Here is a 16,787-nt window from a genome sequence, read left to right on the forward strand (position 1 = left end):
CCGGTCCGACTGTTCACCTACCAAGATAGACCCGACCACCGACAAGAATTGCGCGTCGACAGCCCTCCTCAACGACCCCACTACAGTGTTTGCCAACGCTTGCTTTGCGTGGGGCCGGGTCAGCGTCGCCGGAAGTACCCGGCGGGCGGGCAGTATTGCGAGTCAGCACCGAGATCGGGATCGGCCGTGACGATGTCGAGGCCGCCATTGATCAGAAGCCCCTCGATCACCGCTGCACTCGCGCCCACACTCGCCCAGTGATCGTCGACATCAGAGGCAATGCACCACGCATGATCCGCCGGCCACACGAACGCGGCCGGGTTGTGCCCCGTCTCCGGCACGCCCCACTGCCCGAATTCGGACAGACTGCCGCGAAGCAGGTAGTAGGACCGGTTCGGGATGTGCATCCGAGCGCTCTGACGCATGAGGGCGGAAGAATTCGGCCAGCCCTCCCAGATCGCGAAGTAACTATCGTCGGGAGTGGCTGTTGCACTGCGAAGCAGCGCACAGAGACGGGCGACCTTGGCTTGATCTGTGGGTTCGTCGGGGTCGGCGACGTCGGATCCACTGCCGGGATCGGGCATGAACCGCAATCGTGCGTAGGACTCGAACCCCGACGGGCCGAAACCAGCCAGATCCTGCCAGGGCTGGCCGGACTCAACGATCCAGGCAGCAGCTCGAGCTGTCTCGCACGGCTTCAACACCACCCAACCATCAGAGCACAGCCGACAGGCCGTCGATGCCCTAACCGCCGGCGTTGCGCGCCGTTGTGACCGCGACTTGTACAACCAGCACGCCGAGAGCCACGAGGACAGCTGCACGGAGGGCGTAGCCGACACCATGCTCGCCGAGTGTCGAATTCGTACAAGCCGGTTCGTTGCGCCCGCTTATCTCGCACTCCGTGTATTGGAGGGTCGGTTCCCCTGCGGTGAAGACTGCGATTCCGAGGCTCACCGCCACGGTCACTCACCACAGCGCGCCGATCAGGACTGACGGCTCTCGTTGCATACAGAGCCTGGTCATGCTTTCCTTCCAGCTGAGCCATCGCTTTTGCGTGTCGACTCCCGGGCGTGTCGACCCCGGCACGCGCTCGCTTCGACCGTGGCCACACCAGCATTGCAACCCTTCTCAACCACTCAGCGCTCCGCCCAGCAACTCCACATACCGGTCCACATCCCCCATCACCTCGGGACTCGTGATCACCGAGAGGGCGATGCGATCACCGATGCCGTGCACGCCGTGGGTCAGTCCCTGGGCGGGTGACAGCGCGGGAAATCCGGTCGTGAACAGGATCTCGCCGCCGTCGAGATCGATGTCGGCGGCGCCACGGTCGACCGACGACACCACCGTGACGCCGGTGACCGTCTCCGGCGGGGTCTCGAGGTCGACAGCCCCGATCCCCCATCGGGCCAGGATCGCGGGGTCGACTCCGACGCCCGACACTGCGCGAGCCGCACCGGGTCCGCCTCGGCCGCGCGGGCGGCGGCGACCTCCGCGCCGATGAGTCGCGCGCGCTCGACCAGATCGTCGACGTCGACGTGCAGGTCGACCGCAGCATTGCGGAAGTGGTTGCGGGCCTGCGGTTCTCCCGTTCTCCCGATCGTCAGCTCGACGCCGAACCGCCGCCCGTTCTCGCCCAGGTACTCCGGTAGCGCTGCCGAGATCGCGGCGAGTACCGCGACCGTGACCGGTTGTCCACGGCGGGTGAGATGGTCGCGGTCGAACACCAGTACCCGAAGGGTCCGTCGCGGTCCTGGTGGGGTGTTCAGCCGTGTCGGCGGGTATCCCGACGGTCCAGGCGCAGACGCCGGGGCCAGGCGCGCCACGCGGAACCCTCGCCGAGCCGTGGTGACGAACTCGCCGGGGAACCGGAGGACGCCGCCGAGAAAGGTCCCCGCGTCGACCAGCAGTTCGCGACCGGACGAACGCACCGTGGAGGCCGGCCGTCGCAGTGTGGCGGGGGCAGTGAACCACTCGCGCACGATCTCAGACGCGCGGCGCCCGTCGCCCAGTGCGTGACACATCTGCACGACGACGACGTAGACGTCGCCTGCGGCGCCCGGGGCGTCGACGACGGGACCGAACAGATGCGCCCGCCACGCCGCCCGCGTGGGGTCGAGTGGCCGGGCGATGAGCCCGGTGATCTCGGCCAGGCACGACGACCAGGTCCGGCGCGTCGAATCGACACGGACCTGGTCGTCGGCGGGACTGACGGATTCCCAGTACGGGCGGTCGACCGTGCCCGGCACATCGCGGATCCGGAGGCACAGGTCGTCGACGAGCGCGGCGCGGAGCCAGAGTCGCGCCGCACAGTCCTCGACCGAACTGCTCGGTGCGGCAAAGCAATACACCAGTAACTGGTCGTTCGGGATACGGCGCGACATCCAGTACGACGCCGCGTCTGCGGCGGCCATCCTGTGCATGACCGCCAGCGTAGCGGCCCTACTTCTGCCCGGCGCTCCAGGCGTAGGGCAGGTCGGTGCCGTTGAGCACGTGGTCGCCGACCGCCTGCAGCTTGAAGATCAGCGGGTTGTGCACCGAGATCACTCGGGCATTGCGCCAGTGGCGGTCGAGGCGCAGACGCTCGGAGGTGATCGACGCGCCGCCGACCTCGAACAGCTGCGTGGTCGCATCGAGCACGGTGGGGATGACCGCGGCCTGAGCCCGGGCGACGTCGAACTCGACGCGGTCGAGCAGTTCGGCGTCCTCCCACCCGGCGAGAGCAAGCTCATCGAGCTCGTCGGCGATGTCGAGGACCAGCGTGCGCGCAGTGTAGGCCGCGGCCGAGAGACGACCGATCACCTGCTGCACGAGTGGATCGTGGCGCGGCAGGTCGGCCGTCGAGTGGGTGAAGGTGCGCGTGCGGTTGCGCACCCACTCCACGACGTCGTCGGTCGCACGCGCCGCGATACCCGCGAGCACCGAGAGCTGCACCAGCTGCAGATACGACGTCGCGTATGTGCGCCCTTCCCCGCCGTAACCCGGACCGAGAACACGCTCGGCCGGAACCTCGACACCGGCGAACTCGGTGGTACCGCTGGCGGTCAGGCGCTGGCCGAAACCGTCCCAGTCGTCGTGCTGGGTGACGCCGTCGGCGTCGGCGTCGACGAGCACCGAGACCCGCTCGCCGTCCTGGTCGGCGGCGACGAGAATGTGGTCGGAGTACAGGCTGCCGGTGCTGTAGTACTTGGTGCCGTCGAGCCGGAAGTTGCCGTCCGGGCTCGCGGGGTCCGAAGTGAGCCGCGTCTGATATCGGTCGATGGCACCGACGCCGGGTTCGGTGATCGCGTTGCCGACCAGCGTGCCCTCACCGACCTTGCGCAACCACCGCTGCGCACCCTCGTCCGGCAGGGCGGCGAGCTGGTCCTCGACGAACGACCAGTGCACCCGCAGGGCCTGCGGCAGATTGGACTCCGCGGCGGCCAGGTCGATGAGCAACCGGAACAGCTGACGGATCGACGCGCCGTATCCGCCGAGTTCCACCGGCACGCGCAGCGCACCGAACTTCGCCTCCCGCAGCCACGAGACCTCATCGTGCGCAAGCCTGCGGTCGTCCTCGCGCTGCACGGCGCCCTCGGCGATCCGGGCGAAGATCGGCGCGAACACCTCGTCGAGCCGCTCGTCGCTCGTTCCGTCGGAGGCGCTGCCAGAAGGCCTCGTGGTGGGCACAGTGGACGTCATCGGTGGTCCTTTCGATCGCAATCCGGTCGGCGACAGTCTGGTCCGAACCGCATCGGCCGACCACGGTTGTAACCGCGCTGACCGCAACACTGACGTTCCCGGCGGGACCGCCGCACACTGGCGCGGGACATTCGTGGACACCTCCGATGAGACCCCGGTCACGTGGTGTGTCAATGTTTGGTATGCCAACAACGCTCGTTGATATCGATCCGAACACCCCTGTCGTCGTCGGCGTGGGACAGGCATCGGAACGCCTGACCGATCCCGGCTACGAAGCTCTCGGCGAGGCCGACCTCGCCGCCCGGGCTGTGACCGCCGCATTCGCCGACTCCGGTGGCGATGTCGCCGCGTCGATCGACACGATCGCCGCGATCCGGTCGTTCGAGATCTCGAGCCCGCTGTCGTCGTCACCGCTGGGCCGGCCGGACAACATGCCGCGTGCGGTGGGCAACCGGGTCGGTGTGGACCCGCGACGCGCGGTGCAGGCGGTGACCGGTGGTCAGACCCCGCAGACGATTCTCACCGAGCTCGCCGGAACGATCGCCGCCGGCGACTCCGAGGGCGCAGTCGTGTTCGGCGCCGAGGTGATGTCGACCGTCCGTCATCTGATGTCCCAGCCGGAGGACAAGCGTCCGAGCTTCGCCGAGGAGGTCGGCGGCCAGCTCGACGACCGTGGTTTCGGCTTGAAGGGCATCATCACCGTCGCCGAGATGCGGCACGGCCTCGCGTCGGTGCTGCCGCAGTACGCCTTGCTCGAGAACGCCCGCCGGCACGCCTCGGGCCTGGGCCGCGACGCCTACATCGCAACGATGGGTGAGTTGTTCGCACCCTTCACCGAGGTCGCCGCCGCCAACCCGCATTCGGCGGCACCGACAGCGCGCACCGCGGCCGAACTGGTCACCGTCACCCCCGAGAACCGAGTCGTGTCCGATCCCTTCACCCGGTACATCGTGGCGCGCGACCAGGTGAACCAGGCCGCGGCGGTCGTCGTGATGTCGGTGCGGGCAGCGCAGGCCGCCGGTATCGATCCCGCGAAATGGGTATTCCTGCATGGGCATTCGTCAACCGTCGAGCGGCCGGTACTGGCCCGTCCCGAACTCGGCTCCGCCCCCGCGGCTCCCGCGGCGGTACACCACGCGCTGCGGGTCGCGGGACTCGAACTCGACGACATCTCCGTCGTCGACATCTACAGCTGCTTCCCGATCGCGGTGTTCAACGTCCTCGACGGAATCGGGATGGCGCCCGACGACCCGCGCGGGCTGACCGTGACCGGCGGGTTGCCGTTCTTCGGCGGCCCGGGCAACGACTACTCCCTGCACGCGATCGCCGAAGTCGTCACCCGAGTCCGGCGATCACCGGGCGAATTCGGCCTGGTGGTCGCCAACGGCGGGGTGCTGAGCAAGCATGCCGCCGGGGTGTATTCGACGACGCCGGCGCCCTGGCGTCCGGACACCAGCGGCCCGGTCCAGGCCGAGCTCGACGCGGTGGCAACCGTTCCCACCATCGCCGACGCCGACGGCCCCGCGGTGATCGAGACCTACACGGTCATCCCGCAGAAGAGCGGCCGCCGCACCGGCGTGGTCATCGGCCGGCTCGTCGACTCGACCTCCCCGGAGGGGCTCGGCGCGCGGTTCGTCGCCAACCTCGATTCCGACGACGACGAGTTCTTCGAGCTCCTCCTCACCTCCGACGATCCGGTCGGCACGCCGATCGTGGTGCGGTCGTTCGACAAGGGCAATCGGGTGGCCCTGACCGCTTCGGCCATGGACTCCCGGCATCCGGTTGTCGCACCGGCTTTCCGCGATTCCTACGAGCACGTGGAGATCCGTCGGGACGGCCGGCTGCTCGAGGTGACCATCAACCGCCCGGACGCACGCAACGCCTTGAATCCCGCGGCCAACGCCGAACTCGACTCGATCTTCGAGGCGTATTTCGCCGATCCCGACCTGTGGGTGGCCATCCTGACGGGCAAGGGAGACAAGGCCTTCTCCGCGGGCAACGACCTCGCGGCGACCGCCGGCCCGGCCGCACTGTCGGTGCCCAAGAACGGGTTCGCCGGCCTGACGTCACGGCGCAGCCTGCCCAAACCCGTGATCGCCGCGGTCAACGGCTTCGCGCTCGGCGGGGGCTGCGAGATCGCGATGGCCTGCCACATCGTGGTGGCCGACGAGGACGCCTCGTTCGGCCTGCCCGAGGTGAAGGTCGGACTCGCAGCGGCCGCCGGCGGGCTGGTCCGCCTGCCGCGGATGGTGCCACCGGCACTCGCGCGCGACATGATCCTGACCGGCCGCCGGATCTCGGCCGCCGAGGCCGCGGCCGCCGGCCTGGTGAGCCGGATCGCCCCCGCCGGAAAAGTTCTCGAGACCGCTCGCGGGGTGGCCGAGGAGATCCTCGCCGCCTCACCGACATCCGTGCGGGCGTCGATCGCCACCATGGAGCAGTCCGACGCCATCACCGACACCGTCGACGCCGTCCACGCCAGCACCTCGGTGCTCGACTCACTGGTGATCAGCGGCGACACCCTCGAGGGGATCATGGCGTTCGTGATGAAGCGGACCCCGAACTGGAAGGGCCACTGAGGACTCAGTCCGAACCACTCACACGAGGACGAAAGCACGCCGAAAACGCGCGGATGGTCGCCGGATGCTGAACACTTGGTCGGCGGCCACTCCGAACGCGCTCCGCGTACCGGGTGGCCGCTGTTACGACACATCAGTCGTGTCCAGAAAGGCGGCACACCATGTCCGGTCGTAGTAAGGCAAGCGGAACCACGACATCCACACGTACTCCGCCACAAAGCTCGTACCGTGTGGATCCACCTGACTGGACATTGCCCCGGGGCACCATCGTGCTCCTCACCATCGCCGGCCTCGTCGTCGCGGTCGCCGGCATCAAGTCGGTCGCTTCCCTGGCCGCGCCGGTCTTCCTCGCACTGATGCTCACGGTCGCCGTCCAGCCGGTCCCGACCTGGTTGCGCACGAAAGGCTTGCCGCGCTGGGCGGCGTTCCTGACGACCGTGCTGCTCGTCTACGGCATCTTGATCGGACTCTTTGCGGCGCTGGTGTTCTCCGTCGCACGCCTGGCATCGATCCTCCCGCAGTACGACGACAAGTTCGATGATCTCGTCACCAGCTTCCAGAACTTCCTCACCAGTCACGGCGTGAGCCACGACAAGGTGCAGGACATGATCTCCCACGTCGACACCAGCAAGGTCGTCAGCGCGGTGACCGACGTGCTGGCCAGCACGTTCAGTGTCGCGTCGACACTCGTGCTCGTCCTCGCGCTGCTGCTGTTCATGGCCGCGGACTCGGTCGGCTTCGACGACCGGATGAACATCCTGGACCGGATGCGTCCCGACATCGCTTCGGCGTTCCGCTCCTTCTCGCAGGGGACGCGCAGCTATCTCTGGGTGTCGACGGTCTTCGGCCTGATCGTCGCCGTACTCGACAGCGTGGCCCTCGCGTTGCTGTCCATCCCCCTGCCGATCCTGTGGGGACTGCTCTCGTTCATCACCAACTACATCCCGAATGTCGGGTTCATCATCGGTCTCGTCCCGCCCGCGTTGCTGGGCCTCCTCGACGGCGGACCGACCAAGATGCTGATCGTGATCGTCGTCTACAGCGCCATCAACGTCACGATCCAATCGGTGATCCAGCCGAAGTTCGTCGGCGACGCCGTGGGACTGTCGACAACTCTGACCTTCATGTCCCTGCTCTTCTGGGCATGGGCGATCGGGCCGTTGGGGGCGATCCTCGCGGTACCGCTCACGCTGCTCGCCAAGGCCCTGCTCATCGACATCGACCCCGCGACCCGCTGGGCGGACGTGCTGCTGTCGTCGGGTGGGAAGCCCGGCGACGAGACACCCGACGACGAACCCGCTGACGACCCCGCAGGAGTCGCGAAGACTCCGGACACGAAGGGGCAGGATCCCACCCCCTGACCGGCCGCGGGCGTCACACTGGAACCGGAAAGGTGAGGCGGGCTACGCGCCGCGCCGATCATTGGGTAGATTCCCTTTCGACCCCCATCTGACCACAACCGTTTACAGATAGGTTGCGCACCGCTCATGGACATGAACTGGTCTCCGGACGACGCTGCGTTTCGCGACGAGGTCCGCGCGTTCCTCGACGAGAAACTGACCCCCGACCTGCGCGCGGCGGGCACGCTGCGCACCAGCGTCTACTCCGACCACGAGGCCGCGATGAAGTGGCAGGCGATCCTGCACGAGCGTGGCTGGGCCGCTCCCGCTTGGCCGGTGGAGTACGGGGGGTGCGACTGGTCGCAGTCCCAGCACTACATCTTCAGCCGGGAGTCGATCCTCGCCGGCGCGCCCTCGCTGTCGCCGATGGGCATCCGCATGGTGTCCCACGCGATCATGGCCTTCGGCACCGACGAGCAGAAGAACTTCTTCCTGCCGGGCATCCTCGACGGCAGCGTGTTCTTCTGCCAGGGCTACTCCGAACCCGAGTCGGGGTCGGACCTCGCGTCGTTGTCGATGGCCGCGGTGGACGACGGCGACGACCTCGTCGTCACCGGTTCGAAGATCTGGACCACGCACGCATCGGAGGCGAACTGGATCTTCTGCCTCGTGCGTACGTCGCGCCAGGAACGCAAACAGCAGGGCATCACCTTCGTGCTGATCGACATGAACTCGCCGGGTATCGAGGTGCAGAACCTGGTGTTCGCGTCCGGCGAGCAGGTGCAGGCGCAGGTCTTCTTCGACGGTGTGCGCGTGCCCAAGAAGAACGTCCTCGGCAAGATCGACGACGGCTGGACCGTGGCCAAGTACCTGCTCGTCTTCGAGCGAGGGGGCGGCGCGGCGGCTCCGGCGCTACAGGTCATGGCCGAGCAACTCGGTCGTGACGCGGCATCGGTGACGGCCCCGAACGGCGGTCCCCTGTCCGAGGATCCGGCGTTCGCGGCCAAACTCACCGACCTCCAGGTCCGCGCGAAGATCCTCGAGGTCCTCGAGTACCGGGCGCTGGCCGCGATGAGTTCGGGCAAGGACCCCGGTTCGATCGCGTCGATGCTGAAGATCCTCGGCACCGAGCTGAGCCAGGAGATCACGACGCTGAGCCTGGAAGCCGCCGGCCCCCACGGACGCGTCTTCCAGCCGCACGCCACCAAGCCGGGCGGACCCATCTTCCAGTACACACCGCCCACCGACGGCTATGTCAGCGGCGAACCGTGGCAGGCCGTTGCGCCGCTGCACTACTTCAACGACCGCGCGGGCTCGATCTACGCCGGCAGCAACGAAATTCAACGAAACATCCTCGCCAAAGCCGCTCTGGGTCTCTGACGGGTCACAGGAGATAACTGATGGACTTCACACTCACACCCGAACAGCAGCTGCTGTCCGACGGTCTCAACAAGTTCCTCGACGCACGGTACGACCTGCAGGTCAGCCGCGACGCGGCGAAGGTCGGCGAGGGTTGGCAGCCGAAGATCTGGAAGGCCTTCGTCGAGGACCTCGGAGTCGTCGGCGCCTGTCTGCCCGAGGACATCGGCGGATTCGGCGGCGGCCCCGAGGAATTGATGGTCGTCACCGAGGCGCTCGGCCACGCTCTGGTGGTCGAGCCGTTCGTCGACTCGGTGGTGCTCGGCGCCGGGCTGCTGCACGCGACCGGCAACCCGGCCGCCCTCGAAGCCGCCGGCCGGATCGCCGAGGGCGAGGCGCTCAGCGCCCTCGCCGCGCTCGAAGACGGCTCGGGCGGGGTCCTCTCCCGCATCGAGACCAGCGCCGATCGCGACGGTGACGAGTGGGTGCTCAACGGCACCAAGGCCGTCGTCACCACGGCGCCGCTCGCCGACTACCTGATCGTCAGCGCCCGCACCGCGGGCGAGCCACACGACCCCGCGGGAGTCTCGCTGTTCCTGATCGACCTCGCGGGCGGCGGTCCGGACGGTCTCGAACTGCACACCCTGCGTACCATCGACGACCGCCAGGCCGCCGACATCACGTTCGACGACGTGCGTCTGCCCGCCGAGGCACTCATCGCCGACGACAACGCGATCGAGATCCTCGAGAAGGCCTGGGACACCGCGACCGCCGCAGTCGTCTCCGAGGCCGTCGGACTCATGCGCAAGGTGTTCACCGACACCGTCGAATACTCCAAGCAGCGCGAGCAGTTCGGGGTCCCGATCGGCAGCTTCCAGGTGTTGCAGCACCGCATGGTCGACATGCACCTGGAGCTCGAACAGTCGGTCGCCGCACAGTACTTCGCGATCCTGTCACTCGACGGCTCGCCGGCCGAGCGCGCAGCGGCGGTCTCGGCCGCCAAGGCGACGGTCAGTCGCGCCGCCCGGTTCATCGGCCAGAACGCGGTGCAGCTACACGGCGGCATGGGCATGACCGAGGAGCTGGCGATCGGCCACTACTTCAAGCGGCTGACCGCGATCGAGTACGAATTCGGCACCGCCGATGCCCATCTCGCACGCTTCGCGAGGGCCGGCGCGCAGATCGACGCCTGACCGGCACTGCCGGCGATCCCAGGGGGCTCAGCTGTCGGTCCAGACCGGCTTCCGCTTCTGCAGGAATGCCGACATGCCCTCCTGCGCATCACAGGTCATCGCGTTGGTCGCCATCGTCTCGCCCATCTCGTCGTAGGCGGTGGACTCGTCCAGCTCGATCTGCCGGTAGAACGCCTGCTTGCCGATGGACACCGTCCGCGCACTCGAGCCTGCGATGTGCAGTGCCAGGTCGCGCACTGTGTCCGCCAGGTCGGCATCGTCGACGACGCCGCTGAGAAGTCCCCACTCCGCGGCGGTCTCGGCGTCGACGGCCTCGCCGGTGAGCAGCATGTGCATGGCGCGCTTGCGTCCGATCGCCCGGGACAGCGCGACCATGGGAGTCGAGCAGAACAATCCGATGCGCACGCCCGGTGTGCTGAACTGTGCGCTGCGTCCCGCGACGGCCAGGTCACAGGTGGCGACGAGTTGGCACCCCGCGGCGAAGGCCATGCCCGCGACTTCGGCGATGACGGGCTGCCGTACGTGGTGGACCGTCCGCATCAGTTCCGTGCACGTCGCGAACACGGCCCGCTCGTCGTCGAGAGTTCGGTCGACGAGTTCACCGAGGTCGTGCCCGGCGGAGAACGCGGGCCCGAGCGCCCGGATCACGATCACACGCACGCGCGGGTCGTCGTCGAAAGCACGTAACGCAGCGGTGATGGCTCGCATCGTGCTGGTGGACAACGGGTTACGACGTCGCGCGTCGCCCAGGGTGATCACCCCGAGGGGTTCGGCGACGTCCGTCGACACCGCATCGCGCGCGGTCTGATCGGTCATGTCCGGCGGCCTCTCTTCCGTTCGTCGTCGCCGGTCATTCCGCGCCGGGAGCGCGGCGAGAGCGGCGGATCTTCACGATATGGCAGCGAGAAGGGAATACGAGGCCCGATCGTTCGTTGTGTCTCCTCGTGACCAGTACCGCGCTCTTCGAACCGCTCACCATCCGCGACGTCGACATCCCCAACCGGATCTGGCTCGCTCCGATGTGCCAGTACAGCTGCTTCGCCGGCGACGGGGTGCCCACCGACTGGCACCTGACCCACCTCGGGGCCCGGGCCGCCGGTGGTTTCGGACTCATCCTCACCGAGGCCGCGGCCGTGGTGCCCGAAGGTCGGATCAGTGCGCACGACGCCGGTCTGTGGAACGACGACCAGGCCGCGGCGTGGCGACGGATCGTCGACTTCGCGCACTCGCAGGGTTCGGTCATCGGCACCCAGCTCGCCCACGCCGGCCGCAAGGCCTCCACCTACGCGCCCTTCGACGATCGCTCCGGGTCGATCCCGCTCGACGACGGCGGCTGGACCACGTTCGGTCCGTCCGACGTCGCCTTCGAGGGGCTGCCCGCTCCCGTCGCGATGACGACCGAGCAGATCGCAGCGGTGGTGGACGCGTTCGCAGCGGCCGCCCGCCGCGCCGATGACGCCGGGTTCGACGTGGTCGAGATCCACGCGGCGCACGGTTACCTGCTCCATCAGTTCCTCTCCCCGTTCTCGAACCGGCGCACCGACGCCTATGGCGGCGACTTCGAGGGACGCATCCGGCTCACCCTCGAGGTCGTGGACGCGGTCCGCGCCGTGTGGCCGTCGTCGAAGCCGCTGTTCATCCGGGTGTCCGGCACCGAATGGACCGAGGGCGGGTGGGATGTCGAGGAGTCCGCGCGCCTCGCCGAACTCCTCGCCGGCCGCGGTGTCGACCTCGTCGACGTCTCCTCGGGAGGCAACGTGCTCGCCGACATCCCGATCGGGCCCGGCTACCAGGTCGACCTCGCCCGATCCATCCACCGGCAGTCCGGCGTGCCGACAGCGGCCGTCGGCCTCATCACCGAGCCCGATCAAGCCGAGAAGATCGCCGGCGACGACGACATCACCGCCGTGTTCTTCGGTCGCGTCGCCCTGCGGGAGCCGTCGTGGCCGCTTCGCGCCGCGCACGAGCTGGGCATCGAACGCCGGCAGGCGCCATATCCCCCTCAGTACCAACGGGGTTCGTGGCACTGAGCCCCCGGACCTGACGCCGACGCCCACGAGGGCGACTGACCCCCCCGGGATGTGAGCTGGCGACGTTTCGAGTTCCGATCGGGGTGATCGCAACCATCTCGGGAGTGTGTATGTAGCTGTATACAAATAGGCGGTGCTGCTCCCGACGGACGCGCCACCCTGATCGCGAACCGCTCATCAAGGAGCACCATGACCGAGACCACCACATTCGACGCGACCACCGTCGAGCGACGATCGTTCGACGACGCGTCGGTCGCCGACACCTTCCGACGGGTCGCAACGGCGGCCCCCTTCGTCTACGGCCTGACCAACTACATCGCCGCGAACCTGAGCGCCAACGTCCTGCTGGCAGCAGGGGCGGGTCCTGCCATCGGCGCCGGGGCCGACTGGCCCACCGTCTTCCCCGCAGGTGCCGGAGGTGTGTGGATCAACACCGCGACGGTCATGAGCAACGACCTGGACACCGTCGCCACCGTCGCACGCACCGCCCACGCCGCGGGAACCCCGTGGGTGCTCGACCCGGTCGCCAACGGCGCGGGCGCCACCGAGTACGACGCTTTCGTGCGTTCGCTGCTCGACCATCGGCCGACGATCATCCGCGGCAATGCCAGTGAGCTGATCGCGCTGGCCGGAGGGGACGCGCTCGGCAAGGGTGTCGAGACGACGGCCGACTCGATCGATGCCGTCCCGCACATCACCGATCTCGCCGCGCGTACCGGGGCGATCGTCGCCGTCAGCGGGCCGATCGACTACATCACCGACGGCCGGCGTGTCGTCGCGATCGGGGGTGGAGACGTCCGACTCACCCAGGTGACCGGCGCCGGCTGCAGCCTCGGCGCGCTCAACGCCGCGGTGGCGGCCGTGGCGGATGATCCGTTCGATGCGGCGGTCGCAGCTCACGCCGCCTATGCGCGTGCTGCCGAGACCGCGGCCGCGCGGCTGGGGCCGCGTGGTGGAAGCGGTTCGTTCGCCACCGCCCTCGTGGACGGACTCTGGGAGCTGGCCAACTGATGCATCTGGCGGCCTTCCTCAACGCCGGCCCACAAGGCACCGTCGGCTGGCGCCATCCCGATGCCGGCGACGGATTCCTCGACGCCGACCACTACGTACGCATCGCGCGCGTCCTCGAGGATGCCTGCTTCGATCTCGCCTTCGTCCCTGATTCTCTCGCTGTACCACGCAGTCTCGGCGACACCTTCGATCCCGCGGTCCGGTGGGGCACCGGGACCCCGCGTCTCGACCCCTTGCCGGTCATCACCGTCATGGCCGCGGTCACCCGGCATCTGGGGCTGGCAGCGACCGTCTCGACCGGTTACCACGAGCCGTACAACCTCGCACGGACCTTCGCGACGCTCGACCACCTCACCGGTGGGCGCGCCGGGTGGAACGTCGTGACCAGCTTCCAGGATGCCGAGGCGCAGAATTTCGGCCAGGACGCGCTGCCGGGACGGGCGGCTCGGTACGACCGGGCCGAGGAGTTCCTGGAAGTGACCACCCGTCTGTGGGACAGCTGGTCCGACGACGCGTTGATCCGCGACAAGCAGTCCGGCACGTTCGGACGACCCGACGAGGTCTCGGCGATCGACCACGACGGCGCACACTTCCGGGTCCGCGGGCCGCTCGGGGTGCCGCGCCCGCCGCAGGGATACCCCGTGGTCATCCAGGCCGGTGCTTCTCCGTCCGGTCGGGACTTCGCGGCCCGCTGGGCGGATGTGATCTTCTGCAGCCATGAGTCATTGGAATCCGCGGTCGATTTCGCCCGCGACATCCGTGCTCGGGTGGCGGCCCGCGGCCGTGACCCGGAGCAGGTCCGCATCCTGCCGGCCGCGACCACCGTGGTCGGCTCGAATGCGGACGACGCCCGACGACGGCACGAGGAGTTCGTCGATCTCGTGGCTCCCGAAGCCGGGTTGTCACGGATGGCCTACCACGTGAACGTGGACCTGACCGCCTACGATCTCGACGGCCCGCTTCCGGAGCTCGAGGAAGTCGGAGTGGAGGGGCACTACCGCGAGATCCTGGAGTTCGCCCGGCGCGAGAAGCTCACCATCCGTGAGATCGGGAAGTGGTACGGAGCCCGCACCGAGGGCAACATGGTCGGCTCGCCCACCGAGATAGCCGACACGATGGAGCGGTGGTTGGACGCGGGCGCGGCCGACGGGTTCATGATCCAGGCGACCCACGTCCCCGCCGCGTTCCAGGACTTCGCCGACGAGGTCGTGCCAGAACTACGTCGCCGCGGGCTGGTCCGCACGTCGTACAGCGGGACGACGCTGCGCGACCATCTCGGGCTCCGCCGCCCGGAACCCGGCGAGTGGCGGGCGCGGGCGGAATCGACACGCGCCGAAGCGCTCTCGTGACAGCATCGAACCGGCACCTCGTCGATGCCGACTGGTTGGCCGCGCACCTCGACCATGTCGTGGTGCTGGACGCGACGGTTCAGCGCAATGACGACGAACCGCGGTACAGCGACGGACGCCGGCTCTTCGAGGCGGGCCATGTTCCCACCGCGCGGTTCGCCGATCTCTTCACCGCGTTCTCCGATCCGGACTCGCAGATTCCCTTCACACGTCCGACGCGAACCCAGATCACCGCCGCGACAGCGACTGTCGGTGTGGGTCCGGGCACTTCGGTGGTCGTCTACGACCAGTCGGGCGGGGCTTGGGCCGCCCGGCTCTGGTGGGTGCTGCGGTCGTGGGGGCATCAGCACGTCCGGGTGCTCGACGGCGGACTGGCCGCGTGGGTGGCATCCGGACAAGACGTCGAGGTGGGACCGGGACGGCCGCCCGCCGCTGAGGCATCGGTGTTCACGCCGACCGACATGCGTGATCTCGTCGCCGACATCGACGAGACCGCCAGGGCGGCGGAGGCCGGCGACACCGGAGCGCCGGTGATCTGTGCGCTGCGTGCAACCGACTTCGCCGGTGACCCCGCGGTTCCGGGGACCGGGTCGATACCGGGATCGATCAACATCCCGTATCCAGAGACCCTGGATGCCGCCGGTCGCCACGACCCGGCCGCCACCCGTCAACTCATCGAGACCGCCGGTGTGGACCCCGCACAGTCGCCGATCCTGTACTGCGGCGGTGGGATCAACGCGGCGGGTCTCGCGCTGGCGCTGGCTGAGCACGGCATCGAGTCCGCTCGCGTGTTCGACGGATCGCTCGCCGAATGGCGCGCCGACGGATCGCGGCCGCTGGCGACGTCTTCCCGACCCGGGGACGACGCGTGAGTGCGCTCGGCCCGGCGCGCGGCGGCACCGCTCGTGACCTCGTCTACGCCGAACTACGCCGACGTCTCACCACCGGCGAGTACGCCCCGGACGTGGCACTCGTTCCCGGCGTCCTGAGCGCCGAATTCGAGGTCTCGAGGACACCGGTCCGAGAAGCACTCGGCCTGCTGGAGCAGGAAGGCCTGCTCCGCGGGACGTCGCGCGGATTCGCGCTGCGGATCCGATCGGAGTCGGAGTTGGTGGACATCTTCGAGACACGGGGCGTGCTCGACGCCGCGGCAGCTGCGGCAGCCGCCGATCGTCGAGATGGCATCGACCTGCATCGTTTGCAGGATCTCACCGCGAGGGCTCGTGCCGAGTCGGACCCGACCGAGGTCCGGCAACTGTTCAACGCCTGGCACGACGCAGTCCGACTCGCCGCACGCAACGCCACCATCGCCGACCTCCTGCACACCCTCGACGCCCAGGCCAAGGTGTCCGCGCCCTGGCGCCCCGACGAGGCGGACCGGTCCTACGACGACAGGTGCGACGAGCACGAGGCGATACTCACAGCCATCGTCGCCCGCGACTCCGAGGCGGCGAGATCACTGATGCTCGAACACATGCGGCGCGATCACGAAGAGCGCGTGCGCGGTGCCCTCGGGTCCCGGAACCACTGACCTGCGGGGCTCAGCGCGGCGGTGTCAGCAGGGCGAGGGATGCCGCGGTCGCCGGTTCGATGATCGACGCCAGCGGAACACCGGATTCGACGGCACCGGCGGTCAGTTCGCGGAAACCACCCCACAGGAAGATGGCGCGCTGGCGGTCCATCGGGATCACCCCCGCCGCGGCCATCGTCGGGGTCGAGGTGAGACCGACGAAGAGCTCGATCCACGCTTCCAGCGCTTCGTCTTTGACCGACTGGGCCGCACTGCCGAGCGCAGGCAATTCCCGAATCCAGCTCAACGTGAGACCCGGGTACCGTTCACTCGCTGCGACGTATGACGAGACCGCCTGCCGCACTTGATCTTCGATGGACGCCTCGGAGTCGACGCGACGCACGATCTCGGCGATCATGAACTCGTTGGTCACCGTCAGCAGCGCGAAAAAGCATGCCTGCTTGTCGGCGAACTCCTGATAGAACGACCGCCTCGAGGTCCGCGCGACACGCACGATGTCGGCGACGGTGGTCTCCCGGTATCCCGCCTCGACGATGCATTCCAGCATCGCCGCGAGCAGCCGATCCCGGGTCGACGCCCCCGCCGACGAGATCAGCCAGGGCGCCGGGAGCGGAGCGAGCGGGCCCGGTGGTGCGGGCGCCGGGGGCGGGGCGAGCGGGCCCGATCCAGCAGTCACCCTTCGAGCATAGGCCCTTGTCTCGGTCGGTACGCGAG

The 16,787-nt window shown here is 68.5% G+C and carries 13 protein-coding genes and 1 pseudogene; 9 read left to right on the forward strand and 5 right to left on the reverse strand.

Going from position 1 to position 16,787, the window contains the following annotated elements; genetic code table 11:
* Positions 1 to 119 precede the first annotated feature (119 nt).
* The 3 genes and pseudogenes from AC3B5T_RS24310 to AC3B5T_RS24320 form a co-directional block, all read right to left on the reverse strand.
* A complete protein-coding gene (locus AC3B5T_RS24310; protein ID WP_488358035.1) occupies positions 120 to 584 on the reverse strand; it encodes a hypothetical protein in 465 nt (154 codons plus the stop codon).
* A 544-nt stretch (positions 585 to 1,128) separates the two neighbouring features.
* Positions 1,129 to 2,423: pseudogene (locus AC3B5T_RS24315) on the reverse strand (wax ester/triacylglycerol synthase domain-containing protein).
* A gap of 19 nt (positions 2,424 to 2,442) precedes the next feature.
* On the reverse strand, positions 2,443 to 3,681 hold the full coding sequence (locus AC3B5T_RS24320; RefSeq protein ID WP_055477097.1) for an acyl-CoA dehydrogenase family protein: 1,239 nt from the start codon (positions 3,679 to 3,681) through the stop codon (positions 2,443 to 2,445).
* A gap of 173 nt (positions 3,682 to 3,854) precedes the next feature.
* Here AC3B5T_RS24320 and AC3B5T_RS24325 point away from each other — a divergent pair, with 173 nt between their 5' ends.
* The 4 genes from AC3B5T_RS24325 (at position 3,855) to AC3B5T_RS24340 (ending at position 10,152) form a co-directional block, all read left to right on the forward strand.
* Entirely contained in the window at positions 3,855 to 6,260 is a 2,406-nt protein-coding gene (locus AC3B5T_RS24325) for an acetyl-CoA acetyltransferase (protein ID WP_442902736.1), read from the forward strand.
* A gap of 251 nt (positions 6,261 to 6,511) precedes the next feature.
* A complete protein-coding gene (locus AC3B5T_RS24330) occupies positions 6,512 to 7,621 on the forward strand; it encodes an AI-2E family transporter (RefSeq protein WP_156354380.1) in 1,110 nt (369 codons plus the stop codon).
* 126 nt (positions 7,622 to 7,747) lie between these two features.
* A complete protein-coding gene (locus AC3B5T_RS24335) occupies positions 7,748 to 8,980 on the forward strand; it encodes an acyl-CoA dehydrogenase family protein (protein WP_010843374.1) in 1,233 nt (410 codons plus the stop codon).
* A gap of 20 nt (positions 8,981 to 9,000) precedes the next feature.
* Entirely contained in the window at positions 9,001 to 10,152 is a 1,152-nt protein-coding gene (locus AC3B5T_RS24340; protein WP_055477094.1) for an acyl-CoA dehydrogenase family protein, read from the forward strand.
* Positions 10,153 to 10,179: 27 nt separating this feature from the next.
* Here the strand turns inward: AC3B5T_RS24340 and AC3B5T_RS24345 are convergent, their stop codons facing one another.
* Complete coding sequence (locus tag AC3B5T_RS24345) at positions 10,180 to 10,968, reverse strand: enoyl-CoA hydratase (protein WP_055477093.1); 789 nt, start codon at positions 10,966 to 10,968, stop codon at positions 10,180 to 10,182.
* A gap of 128 nt (positions 10,969 to 11,096) precedes the next feature.
* On the opposite strand from AC3B5T_RS24345, the gene AC3B5T_RS24350 reads away from it, so the two are divergent.
* The 5 genes from AC3B5T_RS24350 to AC3B5T_RS24370 all read left to right on the forward strand — a co-directional run bounded on the left by AC3B5T_RS24350 (position 11,097) and on the right by AC3B5T_RS24370 (position 16,073).
* Positions 11,097 to 12,182, forward strand: coding sequence for an NADH:flavin oxidoreductase/NADH oxidase (locus AC3B5T_RS24350; RefSeq protein ID WP_055477092.1), 1,086 nt, complete (start codon positions 11,097 to 11,099; stop codon positions 12,180 to 12,182).
* 189 nt (positions 12,183 to 12,371) lie between these two features.
* On the forward strand, positions 12,372 to 13,193 hold the full coding sequence (gene thiM, locus AC3B5T_RS24355) for a hydroxyethylthiazole kinase (protein ID WP_055477091.1): 822 nt from the start codon (positions 12,372 to 12,374) through the stop codon (positions 13,191 to 13,193).
* On the forward strand, positions 13,193 to 14,542 hold the full coding sequence (locus AC3B5T_RS24360; protein WP_055477090.1) for an LLM class flavin-dependent oxidoreductase: 1,350 nt from the start codon (positions 13,193 to 13,195) through the stop codon (positions 14,540 to 14,542). Before thiM ends, AC3B5T_RS24360 begins: the two co-directional genes overlap by 1 nt.
* Positions 14,539 to 15,414, forward strand: coding sequence for a sulfurtransferase (locus AC3B5T_RS24365; RefSeq protein WP_055477089.1), 876 nt, complete (start codon positions 14,539 to 14,541; stop codon positions 15,412 to 15,414). Before AC3B5T_RS24360 ends, AC3B5T_RS24365 begins: the two co-directional genes overlap by 4 nt.
* Positions 15,411 to 16,073 carry a GntR family transcriptional regulator gene (locus AC3B5T_RS24370; protein WP_035717742.1) on the forward strand — a complete coding sequence of 221 codons (663 nt, stop codon included), beginning with the start codon at positions 15,411 to 15,413 and terminating at the stop codon, positions 16,071 to 16,073. The genes AC3B5T_RS24365 and AC3B5T_RS24370 overlap by 4 nt, the downstream gene beginning before the upstream one ends.
* 10 nt (positions 16,074 to 16,083) lie before the next feature.
* On the opposite strand, the gene AC3B5T_RS24375 is transcribed toward AC3B5T_RS24370, so the two are convergent.
* A complete protein-coding gene (locus tag AC3B5T_RS24375) occupies positions 16,084 to 16,749 on the reverse strand; it encodes a TetR/AcrR family transcriptional regulator (protein ID WP_156354376.1) in 666 nt (221 codons plus the stop codon).
* Positions 16,750 to 16,787 lie beyond the last annotated feature (38 nt).

It is taken from the genome of Gordonia sp. G4, assembly GCF_057770005.1.